Source organism: Neptuniibacter sp. QD48_55 (genome assembly GCF_047778115.1).
Lineage (GTDB): Bacteria > Pseudomonadota > Gammaproteobacteria > Pseudomonadales > Balneatricaceae > Neptuniibacter.
Genome location: NZ_CP180555.1, coordinates 3,477,084 through 3,503,301, shown reverse-complemented (window position 1 = coordinate 3,503,301; position 26,218 = coordinate 3,477,084). Strand labels below are relative to the sequence as shown.

The window sequence follows — 26,218 nt, the reverse complement described above, 5'->3', positions numbered from 1 at the left end:
GCTAGTTATGCTGGACGGATCTGATCACGTTCCATGATATGAACGATCTGCGGATCAGCCTGCTCTTCAGTGTTCACGAAAGTACGGAAACGTTTTAGTTTCTCTTCGTCTTCTAGTGTCGACTTCCACTCACACTGATAGGTCTCTACTACATGGCTCATTTGTGATTCGAGTTCTGCGGCAATCTCTAGTTTGTCATCGATTACCACTTCGCGAAGGTAATCTAGACCACCTTCTAAGTTATCCATCCAAACCGACGTACGCTGTAGACGGTCCGCTGTTTTCACGTAGAACATTAGGACACGGTCGATGTAGCGAACCAGTGTTTCGTCATCTAGGTCGGTCGCAAATAGATCGGCGTGACGAGGTTTCATACCACCGTTACCGCAAACATAGAGGTTCCAACCGTTTTCCGTCGCAATTACACCGATATCTTTACTCTGCGCTTCCGCACATTCACGGGTACAGCCTGATACAGCAAATTTGATTTTGTGAGGTGAGCGCAAGCCTTTGTAGCGGTTCTCAAGTTTGATCGCCATGCCAGCACTGTCATTGACACCGTAGCGGCACCAGGTGCTACCTACACAAGATTTCACAGTACGTAGGGACTTACCGTAGGCGTGACCTGTTTCGAAACCAGCATCGACGAGTTCTTTCCAGATCAACGGTAGTTCGTGTAGCTGAGCGCCGAATAGGTCGACACGCTGACCACCGGTGATTTTGGTGTAAAGGTTATATTTCTTCGCAACCTGACCTAACACGATCAGTTTGTCTGGTGTGATCTCACCGCCGGCAACACGAGGAACGATGGAGTAAGTACCGTTCTTCTGCATGTTCGCCATAAAGGTATCGTTAGTATCTTGTAGAGATACCAATGGCTCTTCCATGATGTGCTCATTCCAGCAAGACGCCAAAATTGAACCAGCAGTAGGCTTACAGATCTCACAACCTAGGCCTTTACCGTGTTTTTCTAGTAGTTCAGAGAAAGAGCGGATGCCTTCAACACGAATGATGTGATAAAGCTCTTCACGGGTGTATGCAAAGTGCTCACAAAGGTCGGTATTTACTTCAACACCGCGTTTTTCTAATTCGCAATCAACAACGCTCTTCAGCATCGCTGCACAGCCACCACAACCCGAAGCGGCTTTTGTGGCATCTTTGACGTCTGCAACAGAGGTTGCTCCTTCATCGATAGAGCAGCAAATCTGACCTTTAGTTACGTTTAGGCAAGAACAGATAGTCGCTTCGTCTGGTAGCGCATCTGGACCTAATGCTGGTGCAGCCGAACCATCCAGCGATGGCAGGATTAGACTTTGTGGCTTTTCTGGTAGATCGATACCGTTAAGCGCATATTGTAGTAAAGTATCGTATTTACTGTTATCACCTACCAGTACTGCACCTAGAAGCTTAGTGCGATCTTCAGAGACAACGATACGGTAGTAAACCTGCTCGTCTTCATCAGAGTAGCGGTAGCTGATGCTGCCCGGTGTCTGACCGTGAGCATCACCGATAGAGCCTACATCTACACCTAGAAGCTTCAGTTTGGTACTCATATCAGCGCCGGTAAAGGCGCTGTCATCGCCCGCAATTGCAGCCACAGCTGTTTTAGCCATAGTGTAACCCGGAGCTACCAAACCAAAGATCTGGTTGTTCCAAAGTGCACATTCACCAATCGCATAAATGTTTTCATCAGAAGTACGGCACTGATCGTTAACCATGATGCCGCCACGTTCGCCAATCTCTAGGTCACTTGAACGTGCTAACGTATCTTGTGGGCGGATACCTGCGGAGAACAGGATCAGATCGGTTTCTAGGTGTGTACCGTCGCTGAAGTTCATGCGGTAGGTATGTTCTTCACCAGCAACGATCTCAGTTGTCGCTTTGTTGCAGTGAACATCTACATCCAGATCTTCAATTTTATTTTTCAGTAGCTCGCCGCCATCTTCGTCTAACTGCACTGGCATTAGGCGCGGTGCGAATTCAACCACGTGAGCTTTAAGGCCCAGAGATTTCAGGGCATTCGCTGCTTCTAGGCCCAATAGGCCACCACCCACTACAACGCCAACTTTAGCCGATTTCGCACATGCTTGGATCTTATCTAGATCTTCTAAAGTGCGATAAACAAAGCAGGCATCACCATCATTACCCGGTATCGGGGGGACAAATGGGTAAGATCCGGTCGCCAAGACCAAGGTGTCGTAGGGATATGTACCTTGTTCTGTGATGACCTGCTTTGCATCGCGATCGATTTGCGTAGCACCTTCGCTCAAGTGAAGGCTTACGCTATGACTTTCATAAAAGTTATCTTCTACCAGACACAGATCCTGATACGTGGAACCGCCAAAATATTCAGAAAGATGGACACGGTCATACGCTGCGCGATCTTCTTCAGCCAGGATGTGAACGTCATATTCATTCGCGCTCTCTCCCGTTACAAAGTTTTCGACAAAGTGGTGTCCTACCATGCCGTTACCAATAACGACTAACTGTTTTTTAGGGCTGCTTGTCATAGCGGAATTACCTATATTTTGTTCTTCGATAACCTCGTCGCAAAGTGGGCTGCCAAATAGCAGCTGCGATCTACAGGCGCTCAAATCTGTGTTGTTCTTTAATTGGTCGAAATACCATTGGCCTTCACGTACATCGCCATACAAAACGGCACCTTTCAGGCGATTGTCTTGTAACCAAAGCTTGCGATAGTGATTGAGCTTCAGATCGTGATAAACCAAGGTTTCGGTGTTTTCGTCATCGCTTAAGTCACCGCAGGAGAACAGTTCCACTCCGCTGATTTTCAGCTGAGTAGCAACCGCTTCTTCCACATACTGCGCTGACTGCTCTAATAGGGTTGCGGTTAGAATTTCGGCTTGTTGCCAAATCGGTGCGACTAAACCGTAAGTAAATTGATCAAACTGGCAGCATTCGCCCAGTGCAAAGATGTCGCTATCACTGGTGCGCATCTGGTTATCGACACAGATGCCGCGCTCGCAGGTTAAGCCGCTCTGTTCAGCGAGTGCTTTGTTTGGTGTTACGCCGATCGCGGTAATAACCAGATCAGCTTTTAACTTCTCGCCGTCTGATAGATGAACAGATTCAACATGTTCCTCACCAACAATGGCTTCAGTAACTGCATCTAGACGGAATTTAAGGCCGCGCTCTTCCAGAGAGTTCAACAGCATCGCTGCAGCTGTGCTATCTAACTGGTTGTTCAGTAGGTAAGGTGCGCGTTGCAGGACCGTGACATCCATACCCAGAACTCGCAGACCTTCTGCGGCTTCCAGACCTAAGAAACCACCGCCGATCACAACTGCATGTTTGTGGCTTTTTGCCATCTCTTTCATGCGGTCTACATCTTTCAGGGTGCGGAAATTCATCACGCCATCCAGATCGAGGCCCGGTAGAGGTACGCGAGTCGGGTAAGAGCCTGTAGCCATCACCAACTGGTCATATTCAACTTCTATGCCTGATTGGCTAATAACTTTCTTGTTCTCACGATCAATAACTTCTACTGGATCGCCACTGTGTAACTGGATCCCCTGTTCCGCATACCACTCCTGTGTCAGCGTAATAATATTTTCCAGTGGCGCTTCACCGCTTAGTAGGTGAGATAACAAAACGCGGTTATAGCTGCCGCCGGGTTCTTCACCAAAAACAGTAATATCAAACTGGCCTGCCGCCGATTCGCTCAGGCATTGCAGTAGTCGGCCTGTTGCCATGCCGTTGCCAATAATGATTAGTCGTTTTTTCATCTCAAACCCAACGTCAAAAAATAAAAAAAGGCGTTATCCATGCAGCACTTCAGGAAAGTGCCGATGGAGAACGCCTTTGTTCTCTTAGCCCGATTTTTGTAACTAAAACTGCAGAAAATCACCCCAACAGATCTTGTTACGCAATAGATATAGCAGGGGGTGTGCCAATTTAAATAAAATTCTTATAAAACATATGGTTAGTTTGTTTTGGTGTTTTTGATGCTCACAATAAGAGTGTGAATTTGAAGCATAAAGCTATTGTTGTGACCTGTTATGGTGCACTGCAATAGGGCGTAGATCATTCCAGCATGCTTAATAGAACCAAATTGGAGATCAACAACACTCCGGCTAGAAGCTTCCAAACCAATACTGGGTTTTTCTCCAATAATGGTTGGTGCTGAATCTTGGCTGCCAGTGCATGGTTCGGACGGGTGAAATCTTTTTCAAACTCAGAGAATGCGTCATAACGGAAACGCGGATTAGGTTGCAGCGCTTTACGTAAGCAGCCTTCGACCCAAAGCGGTAGATCTTTGCGATGGTGAAGAGCCGGAATATATTCCAGCTCGGCGTAGTTAGTGATCTCTGCAGAAGAGGATGACATCTCTTTGTAGGGCAGCTTCCCGGTGATCATCTCGTAAATGATGACAGCAAAAGAGAACAGATCCGATTTAAAGCTGCCGGATTCTCCCATCAGATACTCAGGTGCAATGTAATTCACCGAACCTTGCGGAATCGCTTTATCTAGAGGTGAGCTCATCTCCTCGATACCCGCTATTTTCGCAGTGCCAAAGTCGATAATTTTTACCCTCCCATCCTGATTGATCATGATGTTTTCGGGTTTAAGGTCCTGATGCACCATATCTGCTCGTTGGAACGCTCTTAGCCCTTGAATGATCTGCTTAGCGAGCTTGCGCACCTCATCTAACGGTGGATTAGGATTGTCGTTCATCCACTCGCGCAGGTTCATCCCCTGAATGTGCTCACCGACATAATAGAGAAACAGCTTTTGCTGTCGGCACGGATAGGTTTTCATCACATGGTGATGATCGATCCGTTGCCCCACCCACTCTTCGCGGATAAAGCCATCCAGGTATAAGGAATCATCGGAGAAATTAGTCGATGGCGCTTTGAGTACGTATTGCTGGTGAGTTTCTCTGTCTTTCACCAGATACATATGGCTTCGCGTGCCACTAAAAATCAGGTCGAGTACTTCATAGCCATCGATCTGATTGCCAACTTTCATCACTGGAGGAATAGGCAATTGAGTCAGTTGTTGGTGACTCTCTTCCAGCGATTTTACGGGCAGTTCATCGACACAGATGATCAGCGCTGTGAGGTTATCGTCACTGCCTTTAGCTAAAGCACTGCTAATCAGTGTATCCGAGGCTTTTTCCGGATCAGAAAAGGCATTCGAAAGAATCTCTTTCATCTCGGCGCGGGTTAAAAAATCGTGCACCCCATCGGTGGTCATCAGCAAGAGGTCGCCATCATTAAGTGTTCGAGTGGAATAATCGACTTCTAAATGGCGGTCGCCCCCTAAAGCCCTAGCTAAGTAACTATGCCCGCCCGATTTTCGCACATGATCTTGGCTCAACTGTTCCAGCTCTCCTTGCTGGAAGTGATAGATGCGTGAATCTCCCACATGGAACATATGTAGGGTGTTGGACTTAATTACCAAGGCCGAGAAGGTACAAAGCATATTGTCCTGCTCGCGATGGCTAAGGTTATTCTCTTTGTGCAACCAGCGGTTTAAGGCAGTCATTACACGGGATACTGAGTTTCGTACACTCCAACTATGGGGCGTACTGAAATAGTCCTGCATAAAACTGGTAACACTGGTTTGGCTGGCAATATGGGAATCTGCGCAGCTGCTGACACCATCGGCAATCACTGCCGCAGCCCCTTTGAACTCCCGATCTGCATTGTCTGGAATATGAGCCGCAAACGCATCCTGATTTACGGGTTTGATCCCCGCAATTGATTTACCGCCAAAGCGTATAGATAACGTTTTATTACTCATATTCATGCCTATCGCAGAATCAGAAAAGCAGCCCAATCAGATTGGGCTGCGTAAGTTTTGCCTCTCTCTTAAAGGCAAAATTGCTACGAGCTCTTGTCTAAAGTCTCTTACCTTCTTAGCGAAGAGATCGTTTTATGAAACTTTAATCAGTTCCACTGTACCGTCTTCATTTACTTCCGCCATGTGACCTTTTGGTTCTTCAAGCAGTAGCAGTGCCAAGAAACCAAGTACAGCAGTTACTGCAATCACGGTGAAGAAAGTAGAGTAATCAACCATAGATAGTACAGTTAGATAGAACACTGCACCTACGTTACCGTACGCACCTGTCATACCGGCAATCTGGCCTGTCAGACGACGCTTGATCAGTGGTACAACCGCGAATACAGCACCTTCACCCGCCTGTACAAAGAAAGAGCACGCCATCGCAGCAGCAACGGCTAGGAATAGTGGCCATGTGCTATCAATCATAGACATCGTTGCATAACCCGCAGCCAAACCAGCGGTTAGAATCAATAACGTTTTCTTACGACCGAAACGGTCACTGATCCAACCACCACCTGGGCGGGACATTAGGTTCATGAATGCATAAGCAGAGGCTAGAAGGCCTGCGTAAACCATATCTAGTTCGAATACTTCAGAGAAGAACAGTGGCAGCATAGACACAACTGCTAGTTCAGAACCGAACGTCGCGAAGTAAAGTACGTTCAGTACCGCAACCTGCTTGAATTTGTACTGCTCAACTTCAGGAACTGGCTTCTCAAAGATCTCTTTGTTTACTTTGTATGCACTTACACAATCGTAAACAAGGATTGCACCTAAGCTCACATAGATTGCTACTGCAGCCATATCAGAAAGGATAGATACACCTGCTGGTGAAAGCTTCCACGTTAGCAGAGAAAGAGCAGCGTACATTGGCAGCTTCATGATTAGCATGAAGACGAAGTCTCCTTTGCTGGTTACTTCCATGCCGCCAATTTTCTTCGGCTTGAAGTAAGTAGAGCCTTTTGGCGTATCAGATACGTTTTTGTACCAGATAAAGCTGAAGCCAAGGCTCATCAAGCCAGTTAGGCCTACTGCGTAACGCCAGCCGTCTTCACCACCAAACATCAATGCCAGCGTTGGTAGCAACATAGCGCCTGCAGCCGAACCGAAGTTACCCCAGCCGCCGTAGATGCCTTCTGCAGTACCCAGCTCATTTGCAGGGAACCACTCACTTACCATACGGATACCGATTACGAAGCCGGCACCGATAAAGCCTAGTAGGAAACGTGAAATCGCTGCCTGAGCAAAGTCAGTGGATAGAGCAAAAAGGAAACACGGAATACTGGCGATAAACAGTAGCGCAGCGTAAGTGATACGAGGGCCGTATTTATCGGTCAGCATACCAATGATGATGCGAGCAGGAATGGTTAGCGCAACGTTCAGAATAAGAAGTGTTTTTACTTCAGCTGGCGTTAGGCTCAGTGATTGGGCAATTGCACCCAGTAATGGAGCATGGTTGAACCAGACAAAAAACGTAATAAAGAATGCCATCCAGCTCATGTGCAAAATCTTCATTTTGCCGCTGAAAGCAAAAATATTTAGCTTTCCTGAGTCGTTCATAATAGGGGCCTCGTAAGGTTTTAAAAGCAATAAAAAAGGCGCTCAGACCTCTGTCCTTAACCTTGGGTGGTAGGTTAGGGAGAGAGGTATGAACGCCTTTGTTCGATCCAATGCGAGGATTTACCGCTCCATCGTTGGAGCATTCAGACTAGCTAATAAGGTGCGCTGTATTGGTGCGCTTTTTTAGCTGTGCACTGCTTTAGCCTGATCCAATCCTATAAATCACCATTGAAATGTAGGGTTTTGGTGCTTAAGCAGCTTGTTCCTCGCTTTCTGCTTTATCATCCTGCACATCCTGTGCCAGATCCTGCTTTTTATCCTCTTTGGGTGCGGAATCAGTGCTATCAGGTTTGCGCTGCTTCTCATATAGGAAGGTCAGAACTTCATGACGATAGTGGTTGTACTGTGGGTCATCCGCCAATGCGATACGGTCACGTGGACGCGGCAGGTCGATTTCAAGAATCTCACCAACAGTCGCAGCTGGACCATTGGTCATCATCACAATACGGTCAGATAGCAGTACTGCTTCATCGACATCGTGGGTAATCATGATCACGGTGTTGTTGAGATCTTTTTGGATCTCCATCAGAGAGTCCTGCAGGTGAGCACGGGTTAGGGCATCCAAGGCACCAAATGGCTCATCCATCAGCATTACGGTCGGTTCCATTGCTAGGGCACGGGCGATACCGACACGCTGCTTCATACCACCGGAGATCTCATCAGGACGTTTGTCCATCGCGTGATCCATGTGTACGAGCGATAAGTTGTGTTCAATCCATTCGCGCATCTCTGCTTTTGATTTCTGCTTACCGAAAACCTGTTTCACGGCTAGCTCAACATTTTCGTAAGCGCTTAACCAAGGTAATAGGGAGTGGTTCTGGAAAACCACTGCACGTTCAGGACCCGGTGCATTGACCTCTTTACCATCAAGCAGGCAGCCACCTTTAGTCGCTTGATAAAGACCTGCAACGATATTCAGTACAGTTGATTTACCACAACCGGAGTGACCGATTAGCGAGACAAACTCACCTTTATTGATGGTCAGGTTTACATCCTGCAAGGCCTTAAAAGGGCCATTAGGAGTAGGGAAATCAATATCTACTTTTGTTAGTTCTAAATGCTTTGGAGGTTGAGTCATGATAATTCTCCTGCTGAGAGGCTTGGCCTCTCAGGCTTTAAATTCTGTGAACGTTTTTCTTAACGTCTTATTTATCTAAGTACCGCAGTCTTATCCCAAGACACTTTCTTCTGTAGGAACAACATAACGCGGTCTAATAGGAAGCCGATCAGACCAATCACAAGCACGGCTACCATGATTCGGCCTAGGGAGCTGGAGCTACCGTTCTGGAACTCATCCCAAACGAACTTACCTAGACCAGGGTTTTGCGCCAGCATCTCTGCGGCGATCAACACCATCCACGCGATACCCAGCGATAGACGCAGACCTGTGAAGATCATTGGGATAGAGGATGGCAGTACAATTTTGGTGACATGGGCGAACCAGCTCAGACGTAGTACCTGAGATACGTTCTGTAGATCTTTACTGATGCTAGATACACCTACCGCTGTGTTAAGCAGTGTTGGCCACAAACTACATAGAGATACAGTGATTAGAGATGTCACAAAAGACTTAGCAAACATTGGGTCCTTGCTGACATAAACCGCACTGACAACCATAGTAACCAGCGGCAACCATGCCAGTGGTGATACTGGTTTAAACAACTGAATCAACGGGTTCAGTGCAGAGTAAAGCGTATTGTTTAAGCCGATCACGATACCCGCAGGGATTGCGATCAGGGATGCCAGAATAAAACCTGACAATACCGTTACTAGGCTAGTGCCGATCTGATCAAAAAAAGTCGGGTTGCCTGTGTAAGGGCGAATTTTTACTTTAGCGTTTGGATCTTTTTCTAGTTTCTTAGCGTTACGCTTCTCTTGGCGCTCATAGAAAGAGGCCTCTTTATTGCGTTCATTCTGGTGATCGTTCACCAAATTGATTGATTGTTCATACACTGCCATTGGGCCCGGGAATGCGCCCAAGGATGTATTAATGCTTTTCGCGCCGATCTCCCATACGAAAAGGAAAATTAGTAGACCAACCAGAGGTACCAGAAGGGTTTTGCTGAACTTCTTTAGATTGTCTTTCGGATTTTCAAAAAAGGCACTGATGCCTGATAGTGCTGATGTATTACTCATAACTTGCTACTCCCTCGTTGACCTGAATTCCTCCCCCGAAACCAAGGGGGAGGAATATGCTTAACCAGTCAGATTAGATTTTCTGTTCTGGTTGCAGACCAATGTTGAACTTCTTCAGGTAGTCGTTTGGCTTCTTACCGTCGTAAGTGATGTTGTCGATGAAGTGAGTCTGCGGAGCACGGAAACCATCTTCAGTATTGAAGTCTGGGAACATGTCCGGCGTCATCTTACCTTCTTCGATTAGCTCTTTAGCTGCTGTTGCGTAGATATCAGGACGGTAAACTTTCTTCGCGATATCCATGAACCACTGGTCAGACTTAGGTTCAGAGATCTGACCCCAACGACGCATCTGAGTTAGGTACCAGATCGCATCGGAGTAGTACGGGTAAGTCGCGTTGTAACGGAAGAATACGTTGAAGTCTGGCACTTCACGCTTATCGCCTTTTTCGTACTCAAATGTACCTGTCATTGAGTTAGCAATAACGTCGTAGTCCGCACCAACATAGTTAGGCTGAGACAAGATTTTTACTGCTTCTGGGCGGTTCGCATTGTTGTTATCGTCCAACCATTTAGCTGCACGGATCATCGCTTTAACAACACGAAGGTGAGTATTCGGGTTTTCATCTGCCCATGCTTTAGATACACCAAATACTTTCTCTGGGTTGTTTTTCCAAATCTCGTAGTCAGTTACTACAGGTACACCAATACCTTTAAATACAGCCTGCTGGTTCCATGGCTCACCTACGCAGTAACCGTAGATCGTGCCTGCTTCCATTGTTGCTGGCATCTGTGGTGGCGGTGTTACAGATAGTAGGGCATCGGCATCGATCGTACCGGATGTATCACCTTTATGCGGTGCGTAGTAACCTGGGTGGATACCGCCCGCTGCTAGCCAGTAACGTAGCTCATAGTTGTGGGTAGATACTGGGAATACCATACCCATATTAAATGGCTTACCGTCGTCTTTATATTTCTCAACAACAGGTTTTAGTGCATCGGCTTTGATTGGGTGTACTGGTTTGCCATCAGCTTGTTTAGGCACATATTCTTTCATTTGATCCCAAATATCGTTAGATACAGTGATCGCGTTACCGTTAAGGTCCATAGAGAATGCAGTGATGATATGAGACTGCGTACCGAAACCGATAGTGGCACCTAGCGGCTGACCTGCAAGCATGTGTGCGCCATCAAGCTGACCGTCAATGACGCGGTCGAGAAGAACTTTCCAGTTTGCTTGCGCTTCTAGCGTTACGTAGAGGCCTTCATCTTCAAAGAAGCCTTTTTCGTACGCAACCGCTAGAGGAGCCATATCTGTCAGTTTGATAAAACCAAACTTCAGATCTTCTTTTTCAGGCTCACCAATTGCTGCCCATGCAGGGACGGTAATTAATGATGCAGCTAAAACTGCACCGCTGATAACTTTACTTAGTAGAGCCTTTTTCTTCTTAAGCATGGATCGTTCTCCCAATCTTAAAAACAAAAAGGCGCCGAACATGATCACATCACTGTGATCAGCCGAGGCGCCTTTGCCTAGTTTCAAATTTTGTGACCTTCTGGGTCATGTTTAACTTTTAGAGTGCACCGCCATTGGTGCTCTCATTTGTTATCTAATAGAGCAGATGCTGTGCCAGAGTTCATTGAACTCAATAAAAACAATAAGTTATGGTAGTTCTGTGTGTTTCTGTAAGTTTAGGTCGTGGTTTGTTGCGGTGCACAATAGGGCTTTTGGTCATTAAGTTGGTGCAAAAGTGCGAGAGCAAAAATGGGGCAAGTGAAGCTTGTTTTGGGGCGAAAGGTTTAAAAAGGGGCTTTAAATGGAATAAAGATTATCAATAGAAGGGCGGGTTTTAGGATCGGAGCTTTGTAGAGAAAAAAAGCTCAGTTCTTATGAACTGAGCCTGTTCTTTTCAATTTAGATTTAAGCGCCGATCCAGTCGTGATATAGATCTTTGCGATAGACGTTATGAACGATCTCATCTTGATCAAATGCCTGCTCGCCAATCTGGCCGCATTTACGCATCTGATCGATTAAGAACAGCCCATGGTCAGGATCTGGGCAGTTCACATTCTCGCCGGAGAAATGCTGCTCCATCGAATAGGGTGGAGTGAACTTAGATAATTGCTCTGCTGCTTGATCTAAATAAGGTGGCAGTGCGAGTAGTTTTAATATCTCAGCCTGATTACTTGGATCTTCTGCCCATAGGCAGGCTTCGTGGAGTGCTTTAATTAAAGCGCGGTGGGTATTTGGGTGTTGATCAGCCCACTGTTGCGTGACGCCCAGCACTTTCTCCATATGGGAGCCCCAAATCTTATGGCCGGTACTCACAAGGCCACCAATCTGTTGCACTAAAGCTAAGCTATTCCAAGGTTCACCTACGCAGTAACCATCAATCAGACCGGTGGAAAGGTTATCTAGCATTTTGGTCGGTGGTACCGCGACCAGCTGCACATCCTCTTCGGTATTGATGTTGTTCTGGTTTAACCAGAAGCGTAGTTGGTAGTGATGGTTTGAGTAGGGGTAAACGGTTGCGATAACCGGTTTGCGTCCGCTTTGTTGGATCAGCTTTTTAAACTGTTGGCCTACTTGCTCGCAGTCATCCCAATCAGAGATCTTATTCGACAGCGCTATATACAGTTCTTGCGATAGAGTGATAGCCGTACCGTTCTGGCTGAGGGATAACGCCGTCATCATCGGTGTAGGGTTACCGTTTAAGCCTAATGTTGCAGCCAGCGGCATTGGTGCCAGCATATGGGCTGCATCAAATAATCCAAAACTTACTTTGTCGCGAATAGAGGCCCAAGAGGACTCTTTACTCAGGATGACATTCAAACCATGTTTCTTAAAAAAGCCTTTCTCGCGCGCAACAACCAAAGGGGTACAATCGAGCAGTGCCACAAAACCTAGTTTCAGGTCAGTTTTTTCTAGTGTCAGTGCTTCTGACATATCAGCTCCTATCTCTTTTACTTACTCAGGCCGTTCGCCAGTTGTAAAACTTCAATCACATTTCGTGCCACATCGGGAATTTTCTGACCTCGGTCCATCGCAAGCTTACGCAGGGTTTGATATGCCTGTTCTTCGTCGCAGCCTTGATGCTTCATCAGCATGCCTTTGGCTTTCTCTATGGTTTTGCGTTCTGCCAGTTGGTTTCTGGTTTTCTCCAACTCTTCACGTAATAAACTGTGAGCATCGAAATGAGCAATCGCCGTATCCATAATCGCTTTTACGCGGTCTGGTTGTAGGCCGTCGGCTATATAAGCGCTGACACCGGCGTTGATTGCTTCGGCCATCGTCCTGCGGTCGTTCTGTTGTTCCGCAAAGAAAACGATCGGGCGTGGATTGTTCTGGCTCATCGTCGCCATACTTTCCAGCGTGTCACGGTTGGGTGAATCCATATCTATAATGACTATGTCGGGGTGGTTCTCCTCGACATGCTTATTTAGATCAGTGGTGTTAGGTAGATGACAGACAACATGGTGCCCTAGCGTATTTAACGCCTTCTCAAGCGCATTCACACGAATGGGCTCGTCATCGATCAACAGCACGTTTAAACAGTTTACTTTACTCATTAATCCAGTTCCGGAATTGGATAGCCTGTCATAAAGCAATATTTGTTCCATGGTTATTCGGGCGCTTTATGGCACGCGCTTTGCTGTACTAGGAGCAATACATTTTGATGCGCAACGGTGCGTGCTTACTCTGTCTTCAGTTTAGGGTATGCAGGTGCCTGCATTCCAAAAAACTGACCAGTAAGCCAAATATTTACGTTGCTCCTGGATAGTTTTATTGGAGGTAAAGATGCAAACGACAACGACCTGTCCTTACTGCGGCGTGGGCTGCGGGGTAAAGGCCGAAATTGCTGACGATTGCGTAGTTGCAGTAAAGGGTAACGAAGAACACCCCGCTAATTTTGGCAGATTATGTGTAAAAGGCTCCTCATTAAACGAGGTATTAGGGGCCGAAGGGCGCTTACTCAACCCAGTCGTCGATGGCGAAATTGTTGAGTGGGACAGTGCTCTTGAAACAGTCGCGGAAGGTTTCAAGCGCACCGTAATGGAGCACGGGCCCGATTCTGTGGCCTTTTATCTCTCCGGCCAGCTCCTTACCGAAGATTACTATATTGCCAACAAACTGATGAAAGGCTTTGTCGGCACCGCCAATGTCGATACCAACTCGCGCCTTTGTATGTCATCAGCCGTAGCTGGTTATAAGCGCGCTTTTGGTGCCGATGCTGTTCCTTGCTGCTATGAAGATCTAGAACTAGCTGAGCTGATCATCATCACCGGCTCAAACGCTGCGTGGAACCATCCAATCCTTTTCCAACGCATGAAAGCGGCAAAAGCTAAGAATCCTAATCTGAAAATAGTAGTGGTAGACCCTCGTCGAACCGCGACTTGTGATATCGCCGATCTGCATATTCAGCTCAAAGCCGAAACCGATAGCTCTCTGTTTACTGGTTTGCTTTCTTACTTAGCGCGTCATGATCATCTTGATTACGAATATATCGCCAACTTCACTGAAGGCTTCGCTGATGCCCGTGCTAATGCCGAGCTTACTTTCCCAGATGTTGAAAGCGTGGCTAAAGCCTGTGATCTGCCTATCATGCAGTTGCGCACCTTCTTTGAGTGGTACGCCAAAACTGAAAAAGTTGTGACCTTCTATTCGCAAGGGGTGAACCAGTCAGCTAGTGGAACCGATAACTCTAATGCCATTATTAACTGTCACCTTGCGACGGGTCGCCTAGGTAGAGAGGGTGCAGGACCGTTCTCTATTACTGGGCAGCCAAACGCAATGGGTGGCCGCGAAGTTGGTGGCCTAGCGAATCAGCTTGCAGCACATATGGAGCTAAACTCGCCAGAGGCGGTCGACCGTGTAGGACGTTTCTGGGGCAGCGATCATGTTGCGACTAGCGCCGGTTATAAAGCGGTGGATCTGTTCGAAGCGATTGAAGCGGGCAAAGTAAAAGCGATCTGGATTATGGGTACCAACCCTGCGGTAAGTTTGCCAAATGCCGATCAAGTGGTTCGCAGCTTGAAACAATGTCCGCTGGTGGTGGTATCTGACTGTATGGCGCATACCGATACGGTTGCCCTTGCCAATGTTTGTCTGCCGGCGACGGGCTGGAGTGAGAAAAACGGTACTGTAACTAACTCTGAGCGTCGTATCTCCCGCCAGCGCAGCTTGCTGCCGCCATCAGGCGAAGCGAAACCAGATTGGTGGATTATCAGCGAAGTGGCCAAGCGTATGGGCTATGAGCAGGCCTTCACCTACGATCACCCTTACGAGATCTTTAAAGAACATGCTGAGTTATCGGGTTTTGAAAACAACGGTAGCCGCGCCTTTGATATCAGCCTGCTGCAAGATCTGGATCTGAAAAGCTACGATGCTTTAAAACCACAACAGTGGCCGGTAACTGATGCTGCGCCTTATGGCACTGCGCGTTTATTTGCAGACGGTAAGTTTTTTACCCCATCGGGTAAGGCACAGTTTATTACGGTCGATCCACACGACCCGCTACAGCAGCCTTGCGACGAAATGCCTTTTGTTATGAATACCGGCCGTATTCGTGATCAGTGGCACACAATGACCCATACAGGGCGTACCAGCCGCCTTTTTCAACACCGCGAAGAACCCTTTGTTGAGCTCAACAGAGAGGACGCGGAAAAACTGAATATCAAAGAATCCGAGCTCGTTAAACTTAAAAACATACAGGCGGAATATATCGGTCGTGCCCGTATCGTTGATACCGATCAGCGCCGCGGTGAAATCTTTGTGCCTATGCACTGGAACAAACAGTTCAGTGCCAAGGCGCGTATGGGTGCTCTCGTGCAACCGGCGGTCGATCCGTTCTCGGGTCAGCCAGAAGGTAAACACGCGGTGGTCAACGTCGAGTCGTATAACCCCGCTTGGGAAGGCTGGTTAATTACTCGCAAGCCCCTAGATGATGCATTGCCGGTTGAATACTGGTCTCGCGTGCCCAAAGAGAGTGCATCGCTCTACTATCTGGCAGACAGCAACAAAATCGAAGATATGCGTAGCTGGTGTCAGGAACAGTTTGGTGAAATCGATATCTGGTTGGAAGATGCCAACCAAAATAGCTTCCGCGCTGCGGGTCTCAATGGCGAGCAGCTTGAGTGGGCCTTCTTCCGTATGCCTTACGGCCAGATTCCTTCGACCTTGTGGTTGGAGCAACTCTTTGCCGAAACCGAAGTGAATATGGATCAACGCCGCTTCCTACTCAGCGTAACAGGCTGCGAACTGGAAGATCCGGGCGAGATCATCTGTAGCTGTTACCAAGTAGGCAGCCACGCCATCGAAGATGCTATCCAACAGGGCTGTAACTCACTCGATGCATTGGGCAATAAGCTGAAGTGCGGTACTAATTGTGGTTCGTGTATTCCAGAGTTGAATGGGATGTTGGGTAAATAGCGGATTTATTGAGCGAAAGCAGCCTTTAGGCTGCTTTTTTGTGTCAAACTGCTCAGCTCAGAATTAGTCGCTTTTTTTGTTTCTTTATATGATCCAGAAGCGAGTATTAATTCGTATGTTCAACAGTCAAAGTCTATCCTTTATAGCAAAGCCATCAATCAGGATGAATGGGGCAATTTAAAGCACTCAGGAATGAACTCAGTTAAGTAAGAATATTGGTAGTATGAGTTTAAAATTTGATCAATCCGTTGATGCAGCGCTTAAGCTGGTAAATGAGCATAGTGGTCATCAGTATTTTGATGTCTTGGTCACTAGTCTCGCTCAACTGATTGATGCTGATTATGTCTTGATTGGTGAACTAGATTTAGTTTCCCACCAAGCAAATACTGTCTCCTTATGGTGCGAAGGGCAGTTAGGTGAAAAGCTTTCTTATGATCTGGAGGGAACGCCTTGTGACAAAGTTTACAGTGGCGGCATATGTGTTTATCCCCGTGAGATTGCAACGCTTTTCCCTGGCGACCAAATGTTGGATGACTTTGGCTTGCAAGGTTATGTCGGAAAAAGCTTAAAAGATGCTGAGGGTAAACCTATAGGTTTATTGGTTGCTCTTTTTAAGCAAAAGGATCAGGCCTGCGAAGATATTTTGGGCATTTTCGATCTTTTCGCCATACGTGCTTCTGCTGAATTAGAACGCACTCTCTGGGAGAGGGAACAGCAGAAACAGATCTCTCTTCTACAAAAGAAAAATCAGCAGTTAGATCTTTCTCATCGAGTTTTTGAACATACGAATGAGGGGCTTCTGGTCTCTGATGAAAACAACAATATTCTTGAAGTAAACGCCGCATTTGAAAGGATGTGTGGTTATAGCAGGGCAGAGCTGATTGGCAATAATCCCAGTATGCTTAATTCAGGTCTACAACCGAAATCCTTTTACGATGCAATGTGGCAGGACCTTTCCGCAAAAGGCATCTGGCAGGGTGAGTTGTGGAACCGACGCAAGGATGGTGAAACTTATCCGGTATGGAGTTCAATCTCTCTGGTAAAGAATGATCAGGGCGAAATATCCAACTTTATCTCCAGCTTTAGAGATATCAGTTCTGAGAAGGCGTTGCAGGAGCAGCTCTATCATCAGGCAACTCATGACTACCTTACTGGACTGAGTAATAGTTTTGAGTTCCAAGACCATGCCACTAAAGCGATTGCTGTTGCTCAACGGGCCAGTCAGCATATTGCTTTGATTCGTATGAATATTGATAACCTGAATATGGTGAACTCTTCATACGGGCATATCGTTGGAGACATGGTTGTAAAAACCATTGGTGAGAAGCTTAAAGGCCAGACGCGTGACAGTGATGTATTGGCTCGACTGGGCGGTGATGACTTTGCATTGCTGGCGGGTTTTGACAGCTTTCATCGCTTAGAAAAACAAATTAAACGCACTTTGCAGCTATTTACAGAGACTATTCACACTGAGTCGGGTGATATCTCTCCTTCCTGTTCTGTCGGTATTAGTATCTTGGGTGAGGATGCCGAAGATCTTGATGCTCTAATGCGCAATGCTCAAACCGCTCTACGTTTTGCAAAACAGCATTTCCGTGGCGGCTATAGTTTTTATAGTCAGGAGTTTGAAGAGCAGGCCCGTCGCCATGACAAAGTAGAAAACAGGCTCTACAAAGCGCTTTCTGAAGGGGTGATTGAGCCGTATTTCCAGCCGATCGTTAATCTAAAAGATATGTCAGTCCATCATTGTGAAGCTCTGGCTCGCTGGACGGATGAGCAGTTAGGTCAGGTTTCCCCAGCAGAATTTATTCCAATAGCTGAGTCTACTGGGCTTATACAGAAGTTAGGGGAATTGATATTCAACCGCTCAGTTCAGGTTTTTGCTCAGTTGAATGCTGAATTGAGTCGCGAGCAAAAGAGCTCTGTAGGTGTCACGGTTAACCGCTCGCCGGGTGAGTTCAACTTTAGCAAAGGGGAGAGGCCTACAACCGCTGAAATCTTAACCCAACACGATTTGAGCCCTGACTTGGTTTGTATCGAAATAACCGAAAGCTTGATGATAGAGTCACCTGATGAGGCATTAGAGCAGCTCAATCATATTAAGAACCAAGGGTTTTCATTGGCGCTTGATGATTTTGGTACCGGCTTTTCATCTTTGAGTTACCTGAAGCATTACCCTTTTGATTATCTGAAAATCGACCAGTCTTTTATCAGAGATATGAAAGAGCAGGGCGAAGATTATCTTTTGGTGAAAACTATTATCCAGATGGCTAAAAACCTTGGTTTGCAAACCATAGCTGAGGGTGTTGAAACAGAAGAGCAGTGCCGACTACTTAAAGATTTGGGCTGTGATTATGGTCAGGGGTACCTATTCAGCAAACCTCTACCACAGGACGAACTGTTCCGGTTTGTTAGGGATGCTGAAGCAGTGTAATAGCAAAGCTAGTACACTTTTTTCCTCTACTTAATCAGCGCTTCAAATAGCAGCTTGCCGTCCCCTTGGCGCAAACTCAAACACGTCTGAGTAGCAGTTCTCTTCCTTAAGCCCTTTCGACTCTAACTGATCGAGTGTGCCGTAAACCATATTGGGTGAGCCGCAGAGGTAGGTTTGAGTGCCTTCAAGAGCATTACAATCTTCGCTTACTACTTCGTAAATAAAGCCAGTGCGGCCGTTCCAGTTGGCGTCTGGCGATTCGAGAATCGGTGTGAACTTGAGGTTTGTATTCTGATCCGCCCAAGCTTGGAACTGCTCTAGCAGATAGAACTCTGTGCTCTGTTTGTTAGACCAGTAAATCTTCACCTCGGCATTGGGTTTACGTCTTAGTATCGCTTCGGTGATGCTTTTAATTTTGGATATGCCCGAGCCTGCCGCGATCAGTAGGTGAGGCTGAGTAAGATCAGTCTGTAAAAAGGCTTTCCCCATTGCCAGTGTTACATTCAGGGGCGTTTGGCTTTTTGCATGCTGAGATAGGCAGTTTAAAACTTTATCTGCAAACTCACTGCCGTTTTGGATAAACAGTTGTAGGCGGCGAGGGTTTGCTGAATCAGGGCTGCTGGCAATGGTGTAGGAGAGCGTTTGTAGCTGACCATCGCCATTAACATCTAAATCGAACTGCAGATACTGTCCTGCATGATAGTTAAGTTCTGTACCTGCTGGCGATTGCAGCTCAATATCAAATGTATCTGTATCAAAAGAGCCATTACTCAAAGGGATTAACTTAACAACCTGACAAGGGTAAGAAGCGACTGGGTAGGTTGTGGCAAGGTTACTCATAAACAAACCTAAAAATTCTGTTTTCGTGACTGATTGCCAAGCAGCTTAAAGAGCTTATTGCATGAGTAGAAATGGTTAATTTTCACTGATCAATTAGTTTCCCTCATACATTGTCTATTCGCTGTGCTTGCCGAGCACTAGATCCTGAACATCGTCTATTACGATGCAGCCCGCGTAAATGGGGGCCTTATCCAGCAAAAACATACCCGCAGTGCCTCTTCCAAATGTTGCCTTCTTTAATTCATGAGCAAAGGTCATCAAACCATAAATTTTAATCAATTTTTTTCATAAAGCCGTCCCTGTAAAAAGTGAACTTAACTTAACGCTCACCAGAAGTACGACTGCTCCTAATATCGGCCCTTGGCAATTAAGGCAGGTGAACAGTCCAGAGAGCGATGAAAAGTCAGACTTAATTTCTACGGAATACAGATTATGAGCAACGGTTTCGAATACAGCATTGAGCGCATTAGTTTCGACGAAAACTATGAGCCATCAGGCAATACTCGCCTAACAACTAACTTTGCCAACTTAGCGCGTGGCGAACAGCGTAAAGAAAATTTGAGCCGTGCGATCAAGATGATTGATAACAGCTTTAATACGCTGGCGACTTGGGATAATCCAAACCATGATCGCTACTCGGTAGAGCTTGAGATCATCCATGTTGATATTGATGTGCAAGGCAATGGCGATAATTTCCCGACGATTGAGATCTTAAAAACGTACATTCTTGATCACAAAACAGAGCGCCGTATAGAAGGCATTGTTGGCAACAACTTCTCCTCTTACGTGCGTGATTATGATTTCAGCGTGCTGCTATTGAATCACAACAAAGATGCCGAGCAATTCAGCGTGCCGGATAACTATGGTGAGCTGCATGGCAATATGTTTAAAGACTTTGTGAACTCAGAGGCCTACAAGCAAAACTTCAATAAGCTGCCTGTGATCTGCCTGAGTGTGTCGGATAACAAAACATATTATAAGACGGCGAATACCCACCCGGTTCTAGGTACGGAATACGAGCCAAACGAGCCGTCATTGACCGAACAGTACTTTAAAAAGATGGGTATGGAAGTGCGCTACTTCATGCCACCAAACAGCGTGGCGCCTTACGCGTTTTATTTCTACGGGGATCTGCTCAACGATTACACCAACCTTGAGTTGATCAGCACCCTTAGCACGATGGAAACGTTCCAAAAGATCTATCGCCCAGAGATTTATAACGCCAATGCCTTTGCTGGCGAGGTGTTTAAACCGAGTTTGAAGCACCAAGATTATTCACTAACACAAGTTGTGTATGACCGAGAAGAGCGCAGCCGTTTAGCGGTTGAACAGGGCAAATGGGCGGAAGAGCACTTTATTAAGCCCTATGGGGATCTTCTTGAAAAATGGTCTGCTAACTTCGCGTAAGCCAAGATATAGAGTTGTATAAATTATGAAAAACTTACTACCTACTTCAACTGCTGGCAGTTTACCTAAACCCTCTTGGCTAGCAGAACCGGAGAAACTTTGGTCACCTTGGAAACTAGAAGGTGAAGAACTCCTATCCGGCAAACAGGATGCGCTGCGTGTGACCCTGCAAGAGCAAGAAAATGCAGGCATTGATATCGTTAGCGATGGCGAGCAAACACGCCAGCACTTTGTGACAACCTTTATCGAGAACCTGAGCGGCGTTGATTTTGAAAAGCGCAAAACCGTCCGAATCCGTAATCGCTATGATGCCAGCGTACCGACTGTGGTTGGTCCAGTGAGCCGTCAAAAGCCTGTGTTTGTGGAAGACGCTAAGTTCCTGCGTAAACAAACGGATCAGCCGATTAAATGGGCGCTACCAGGACCGATGACCATGGTTGATACCCTTTACGATGATCACTACAAGAGCCGTAAGGATCTAGCTTGGGAGTTTGCCAAAGCGCTCAACGAAGAAGCGAAAGAGCTAGAAGCGGCTGGCGTGGATATTATCCAGTTTGATGAGCCGGCATTTAACGTCTTCTTTGAAGAAGTAAATGAATGGGGCATCGCCTGCCTAGAGCGCGCGATCGAAGGGCTTAAATGCGAAACAGCCGTGCATATCTGCTACGGCTACGGCATTAAAGCCAACACCGATTGGAAAAAAACGCTGGGCTCGGAATGGCGTCAATATGAGGATACGTTCCCGTCTCTGCAAAAATCCAATATCGACATCATCTCTTTGGAGTGCCACAACGGCCGTGTACCGCTTGAAGTACTGGAACTGATTCGTGGTAAGAAAGTGATGGTGGGTGCGATTGATGTCGCGACAGAGACCATCGAGACGCCTGAAGAGGTTGCCGCAACACTGCGTGGTGCGCTCAAGTATGTTGATGCTGACAAACTTTATCCTTGCACCAACTGCGGTATGGCACCCCTGTCGCGCGAGATCGCACGCGGCAAGCTGAATGCCCTGCGCGCCGGTGCAGAACTGGTTAGAAAAGAGCTGGCAGCTTAAGACTGTCTTAGCAAAACAGCTCGACACTCTTTTAAAAACTGGGGCCTTATGGCCCCATCTCTTTATGGCTATAAACCTCAGGGTAGAGCCACTGTATAGAAACTTCCCTCAATGAATATCACTGAATTCTTTCTCAACAATATCCCAACCTTTATAGCGCTACTGGCAACAGGTGCTTTCGCTGGCATCTTAGCGGGTTTACTCGGTGTTGGTGGTGGCATCGTAATCGTACCGGTGCTGTTTTTCCTCTTTCAGAGTTTTGGCGTATCACCCGAATCGGCTATGGTTGTGGCGACCGCAACCTCATTAGCGACGATCGTTCCCACCTCGATTAGCTCGATTCGCTCCCACCACAACAAAGGCAATGTCGACTTTGATCTGCTAAAACGTTGGGCTGCTTTTATCTTTGTCGGTGTTTTGATTGGCAGTTGGCTGGTAACGCGTGTCGATGGTACTTGGCTTACTGCGCTATTTGGCGTGATCGCGACGCTATCTGCTTTGAACATGCTATTTAGAACCGGTAAATCTGCGTTATTCCAACAACTGCCGGGCAAAGTAGGGCAAACGGCTATGGGCACATCCATTGGTTTTTTCAGTTCGATGGTCGGTATCGGCGGCGGCACAATCTCGGTGCCTATGCTTACCCTATACAACTATCCTGCGCATAAGGCAGTAGGTACGGCTGCTGCCATCGGTCTAATCATCTCCTTGCCAGGTGCCGTAACTATGTTGCTGCTCGGTAGCACACCAACCGATGCACCTGCGGGCACATTTGGCTTGGTAAACTTGATCGGTTTCCTCTGCATAGTGCCACTGACTGTTCTGTTCGCCCCTATTGGCGTATCCATCGCATCTAAGTTGGATGCGGGCAAGCTGAAGAAAGTGTTCGCGGTGGTATTGCTGATTACGGGATTGCGAATGTTATTGCAGTTGGTGATTTAATTTTTTAAAGGCAAGGACGCCGCTGCGCGGCTAGAGATCGCTTCGCTTTTAGGACGCAGCTACGCTGCTAGAGGACGGCTGCGCCTAGAGGAAAGGCTTTGAAAATACGTTTATTTGGATAATTGTGTTTCATGGGCTTACTTTTCTAATCACATCCATTACATGGCAACTTTTATATCTTTTTGAAATGTAGATATGGTTGCTCAGAGTATGGTTTAGTTGTGTATGGATTAGCAGCGTCGGAGGGATAAGAATGGAAGCTAAAAGACTATTGGAAATAATGCGAGAAGACTTTGACAGTTTTGAGAGTGAAGGGATTGAAACCCTGAAGATCGAAAGGTTGAAGAATTACCTTGGTTTTTTTGAAGAGCATATTGATAAAACTTCAGATCTGCCTGATGTAGCGAGTCGTGAGGAACGTGAGCGACCTAGTGAGATAGGGCTTGAAAGTTTCAAACAGGATCAAGAGAACTATCGTGCACATGGTGGCTGGGTTAATGCCACTAATTTAGAGGTCTTTAAGTCCGTTTTAATGACCGGGCAATCTGCGCTCAAAGCTAGTCTAATAGTGAATGGTGGTGCTGCTTTGGCATTATTGGCTTTTCTTGGAAAGATATGGGGTGTCGGAGGTGTTTCTGAGGCAGCAGCAATCGGTTCACTTTCTGTTGCATTAAAATTCTTTTGCTATGGTGTTTTGGTCGCTTCGGTAGCAACAGGACTCACTTATATTAATCAGGTCGTTTACGGTTACGAGCCAAGTAAAGTAAGAAAGGGGTTCGGTGTCTTTCTTAATGTGTTGGTTGCCTTGATTGTGTTTGCTTCATATCTAGCGTTTTATTATGGCATTGATAGAGCGGTCGCAGCCTTTAATAGGTTTGTTTAGTGAGTAGGGTGTAATAGCGAAGCGTATTACACCAATCCCACCCCTTAATTGTGTTTAGCTAGCGTATTACTTGCCTAAAACTGGCAGGTTAGTTCTCCTTTGTTGTTTTAAATGGTTGATAGTGGCTAGTGGCAAGGACATCACTACGTGGTTAGAGAGAGCGGTATATTTAAAACGAAAAGCAGCTTTAGAGGCTGCTTTTCGTTTAGTCTCTAGTTTTATGGATTAATGAACTACTCTGTACTCAGCCACTATCTGATGCATTTCCTGCGTAATTTTGTTCATGCTTTTGCCATCATCTAGCAAAGTGGCGACATCCTGATTTGTGTCTTCCGATACTTGTTTAATGGCCACGATACTTTCATGAATTGCTTCAGATGCATCTGTTTGCACAGCGATTGTCGCAGCCAATTGATCGTTAACAGCTTTCATTTGCTGGACTGCATCCGTAATAAACTGGAAAGACAAGCCTGCCATTTCGATGGTTTTATTCGATTCATCTGCCTGTTTTTTACCTTTCTCGATAATCGTATTTGCTGAGCGGGTTTTGTTATGCAGTGCTTCCACCATAGACTCAATCTCTAGGGTTGAGGCTTTAGTTTTTTGCGCCAAGTTACGAACTTCATCGGCAACTACAGCAAAACCTCTGCCGGCATCTCCGGCCCTTGCTGCTTCAATGGCTGCATTGAGTGCGAGTAAGTTTGTCTGCTCGGCTATCTCGCTGATGACTTCAGTCACTCTTCCTACTCTGTCGGATTGTTCGTTCACTTCAGGAATAATGGTGGCTACATCTTCAATAGTTTTAGCCATCATTTCGATTGCGCCAGTTGCCATAACAATCATCTGTGAGGTGCTCATAAGCTCAGTATCCGCTTGATTGGAGCTTTCGGCGACACCTTGGGCTTGACCTGAGATCGAGTTCAGAGTGTTTTTCAGCTCTTCGATCGATTCAACGATCAAGGCTGTATTATTTTCCTGTTCTTCTAAACGCTGACTCGTTTGGTTACTGAAGGAAAGTAGATTGGACGCAGTTTCATTTACTTGACTGGAGGTCTGCGAAATGGAACCAAGATTTCTTTGGAATTGTTCGATCAGAGCGTTAAAACAAGCAGCAACCTCACCTGCTTCTGTTCCGTGCTCAATCTTAATTCGACGAGTTAGATCTTTGTCTTGCATGATTCCATGCATCGCCTGCAATGTATCTAACCAACCTGTAGTTGCAGCATGTTCCGAGACGTTAAGACCGCTTTTTTCGTCATCTTCAGAAATACGTAATTGACCGACCATTTTTAAGAGAAGGAATAGCACTAGGCCGAACGAGAATGACCAAACGAGTGTGGCTACCACCCCTTGAAGCTGCACAAGAAACTGTTCTAGCAAGCTATGATTGAGTGCAGCCTCTGGAGCAAAGAAAACCAGTAGTAGGGTACCAGTAGCGCCAGCGAAACCATGCACGGGTATGGCACTAATTGGGTCATCTAGTTTGCATACATGAAGTAGAAAGTGATGAGAATAGTGGGCAATCACACCACCGCACATACCTATAAGAACCGCACCGAGTGGCGTTACCACAGCACAGCCAGCCGTGATAGCGACAAGCCCACCCAACACACCATTAAGTATCCGCTCGATACGGACATAATCGCTATCCATATGGGCCAGCATAAGATTGATGATGCCTCCGGCTGCGGCAGCTAGGGAGGTATTAACCAAGACCTTAGCAATACTGCCATCAACGGCAAGCGTGCTGCCGCCATTAAAACCAAACCAACCGAACCAGAGGATAAAGACCCCAACAGTGGTTAGTAAAAGATCATGGGGGGCGATCTCATTGACACTGCCATCTTTGTTAAAACGTCCGATTCGAGGGCCAAGGACAATTACACCTGCCAACGCGATCCATGCGCCAACCGAGTGGACAGCTGTGGACCCAGCGAAATCGATAAATCCTTTTTGTGCTAACCATCCGTTTTCGGACCAGATCCAGTGTCCGACGACAGGGTATAAGAAGCCAGCGGTTACACCCGCAATAATGAGATAGCCAGAGAACTTCATACGTTCTGCAACGGCACCAGAGACGATGGTTGCTGCAGTACCTGCAAAGACGGCTTGGAATAAGAAAAAGATAAGATCGTAGGATTCGGTGACACCGGAAAGAAAAAAGGCGCTAGAGCCAATGAACCCGGCAATAGAATCACCGTACATCAGGCCATACCCTAAGCCCCAGAATAGAAGAATTGCGGCTGCCATATCAGAGATATTTTTTACTGCGACATTGAGTGTGTTTTTCTTTCTAATGCACCCTGTTTCTACAAAACAAAAACCTGCCTGCATAAAGAAAACTAGGCCAGCGCACAGAGCCAGCCAGACAATATCCATATTTTGTTGAAATTGCGCGAGCTCGGACGCGCTCACGTAAGGCGTGGCGAAGAGAAGGAAGACTGCTCCGAAGACTTGTTTCATTTGGACTCTCCAAAGGTAACATTCGCTATCAGAGACTTATATTTTCTTAAGTGGCAGCTACACAGTCCCAATACCGAATTACAGTGAGTATTTCATGTAATCAACGCGGAAAATCATGGCATTCCGAGAAGAGATGGATACATAAAAACCGCACTCCGTTGTGCAGCTGCGTAATCAATATATACGAACAAATAATCAGAAATC

Annotated in this window: 16 protein-coding genes and 1 pseudogene; 6 read left to right on the top strand and 11 right to left on the bottom strand. The window is 46.5% G+C overall.

Features of this window, described 5'->3' with window-relative positions; translation table 11 throughout:
- Positions 1–5: 5 nt before the first annotated feature.
- The 9 genes and pseudogenes from nirB to ACMXYW_RS16455 form a co-directional block, all read right to left on the bottom strand.
- A complete protein-coding gene (gene nirB / locus ACMXYW_RS16495; RefSeq protein WP_415901139.1) occupies positions 6–2,510 on the bottom strand; it encodes a nitrite reductase large subunit NirB in 2,505 nt (834 codons plus the stop codon).
- A gap of 150 nt (positions 2,511–2,660) precedes the next feature.
- A pseudogene (locus ACMXYW_RS16490) lies at positions 2,661–3,713 on the bottom strand (NAD(P)/FAD-dependent oxidoreductase); the annotation flags it as partial.
- Between the two features lie 331 nt (positions 3,714–4,044).
- Positions 4,045–5,766 carry a protein kinase domain-containing protein gene (locus ACMXYW_RS16485; protein ID WP_415904739.1) on the bottom strand — a complete coding sequence of 574 codons (1,722 nt, stop codon included), beginning with the start codon at positions 5,764–5,766 and terminating at the stop codon, positions 4,045–4,047.
- A 132-nt stretch (positions 5,767–5,898) separates the two neighbouring features.
- Positions 5,899–7,368: a NarK family nitrate/nitrite MFS transporter gene (locus tag ACMXYW_RS16480; RefSeq protein ID WP_415899568.1), complete on the bottom strand. Its 1,470-nt coding sequence runs from the start codon at positions 7,366–7,368 to the stop codon at positions 5,899–5,901.
- A gap of 250 nt (positions 7,369–7,618) precedes the next feature.
- A complete protein-coding gene (locus ACMXYW_RS16475) occupies positions 7,619–8,506 on the bottom strand; it encodes an ABC transporter ATP-binding protein (RefSeq protein ID WP_415899567.1) in 888 nt (295 codons plus the stop codon).
- Positions 8,507–8,577: 71 nt separating this feature from the next.
- The gene (locus ACMXYW_RS16470) at positions 8,578–9,564 is read right to left on the bottom strand and encodes an ABC transporter permease (RefSeq protein WP_415899566.1); all 987 of its coding nucleotides are present in this window, start codon (positions 9,562–9,564) and stop codon (positions 8,578–8,580) included.
- A gap of 73 nt (positions 9,565–9,637) precedes the next feature.
- Positions 9,638–11,017, bottom strand: coding sequence for a CmpA/NrtA family ABC transporter substrate-binding protein (locus tag ACMXYW_RS16465; protein ID WP_415882907.1), 1,380 nt, complete (start codon positions 11,015–11,017; stop codon positions 9,638–9,640).
- A gap of 465 nt (positions 11,018–11,482) precedes the next feature.
- Positions 11,483–12,508 (bottom strand): CmpA/NrtA family ABC transporter substrate-binding protein, encoded by a 1,026-nt coding sequence (locus ACMXYW_RS16460; protein ID WP_415904738.1) that lies wholly within the window; start codon positions 12,506–12,508, stop codon positions 11,483–11,485.
- Between the two features lie 17 nt (positions 12,509–12,525).
- A complete protein-coding gene (locus ACMXYW_RS16455) occupies positions 12,526–13,131 on the bottom strand; it encodes an ANTAR domain-containing response regulator (protein WP_415882905.1) in 606 nt (201 codons plus the stop codon).
- Between the two features lie 229 nt (positions 13,132–13,360).
- Here ACMXYW_RS16455 and ACMXYW_RS16450 point away from each other — a divergent pair, with 229 nt between their 5' ends.
- Both ACMXYW_RS16450 and ACMXYW_RS16445 read left to right on the top strand, forming a co-directional pair.
- Positions 13,361–15,991, top strand: coding sequence for a molybdopterin-dependent oxidoreductase (locus tag ACMXYW_RS16450; RefSeq protein WP_415904737.1), 2,631 nt, complete (start codon positions 13,361–13,363; stop codon positions 15,989–15,991).
- Between the two features lie 223 nt (positions 15,992–16,214).
- Positions 16,215–18,425, top strand: a complete 2,211-nt coding sequence (locus ACMXYW_RS16445; RefSeq protein WP_415904736.1) for a putative bifunctional diguanylate cyclase/phosphodiesterase — start codon at positions 16,215–16,217, stop codon at positions 18,423–18,425.
- 42 nt (positions 18,426–18,467) lie between these two features.
- Here the strand turns inward: ACMXYW_RS16445 and ACMXYW_RS16440 are convergent, their stop codons facing one another.
- Complete coding sequence (locus tag ACMXYW_RS16440; RefSeq protein ID WP_415904735.1) at positions 18,468–19,265, bottom strand: NAD(P)H-flavin reductase; 798 nt, start codon at positions 19,263–19,265, stop codon at positions 18,468–18,470.
- Between the two features lie 432 nt (positions 19,266–19,697).
- On the opposite strand from ACMXYW_RS16440, the gene ACMXYW_RS16435 reads away from it, so the two are divergent.
- The 4 genes from ACMXYW_RS16435 to ACMXYW_RS16420 all read left to right on the top strand — a co-directional run bounded on the left by ACMXYW_RS16435 (position 19,698) and on the right by ACMXYW_RS16420 (position 23,551).
- Positions 19,698–20,672, top strand: coding sequence for a DUF1852 domain-containing protein (locus tag ACMXYW_RS16435; protein ID WP_415904734.1), 975 nt, complete (start codon positions 19,698–19,700; stop codon positions 20,670–20,672).
- 25 nt (positions 20,673–20,697) lie between these two features.
- Positions 20,698–21,726, top strand: a complete 1,029-nt coding sequence (locus ACMXYW_RS16430) for a methionine synthase (RefSeq protein ID WP_415904733.1) — start codon at positions 20,698–20,700, stop codon at positions 21,724–21,726.
- A gap of 111 nt (positions 21,727–21,837) precedes the next feature.
- Complete coding sequence (locus ACMXYW_RS16425; RefSeq protein WP_415904732.1) at positions 21,838–22,668, top strand: sulfite exporter TauE/SafE family protein; 831 nt, start codon at positions 21,838–21,840, stop codon at positions 22,666–22,668.
- A 253-nt stretch (positions 22,669–22,921) separates the two neighbouring features.
- Positions 22,922–23,551 carry a hypothetical protein gene (locus ACMXYW_RS16420; RefSeq protein ID WP_415904731.1) on the top strand — a complete coding sequence of 210 codons (630 nt, stop codon included), beginning with the start codon at positions 22,922–22,924 and terminating at the stop codon, positions 23,549–23,551.
- 225 nt (positions 23,552–23,776) lie between these two features.
- On the opposite strand, the gene amt is transcribed toward ACMXYW_RS16420, so the two are convergent.
- On the bottom strand, positions 23,777–26,014 hold the full coding sequence (gene amt / locus ACMXYW_RS16415) for an ammonium transporter (RefSeq protein WP_415904730.1): 2,238 nt from the start codon (positions 26,012–26,014) through the stop codon (positions 23,777–23,779).
- Positions 26,015–26,218: the final 204 nt, after the last annotated feature.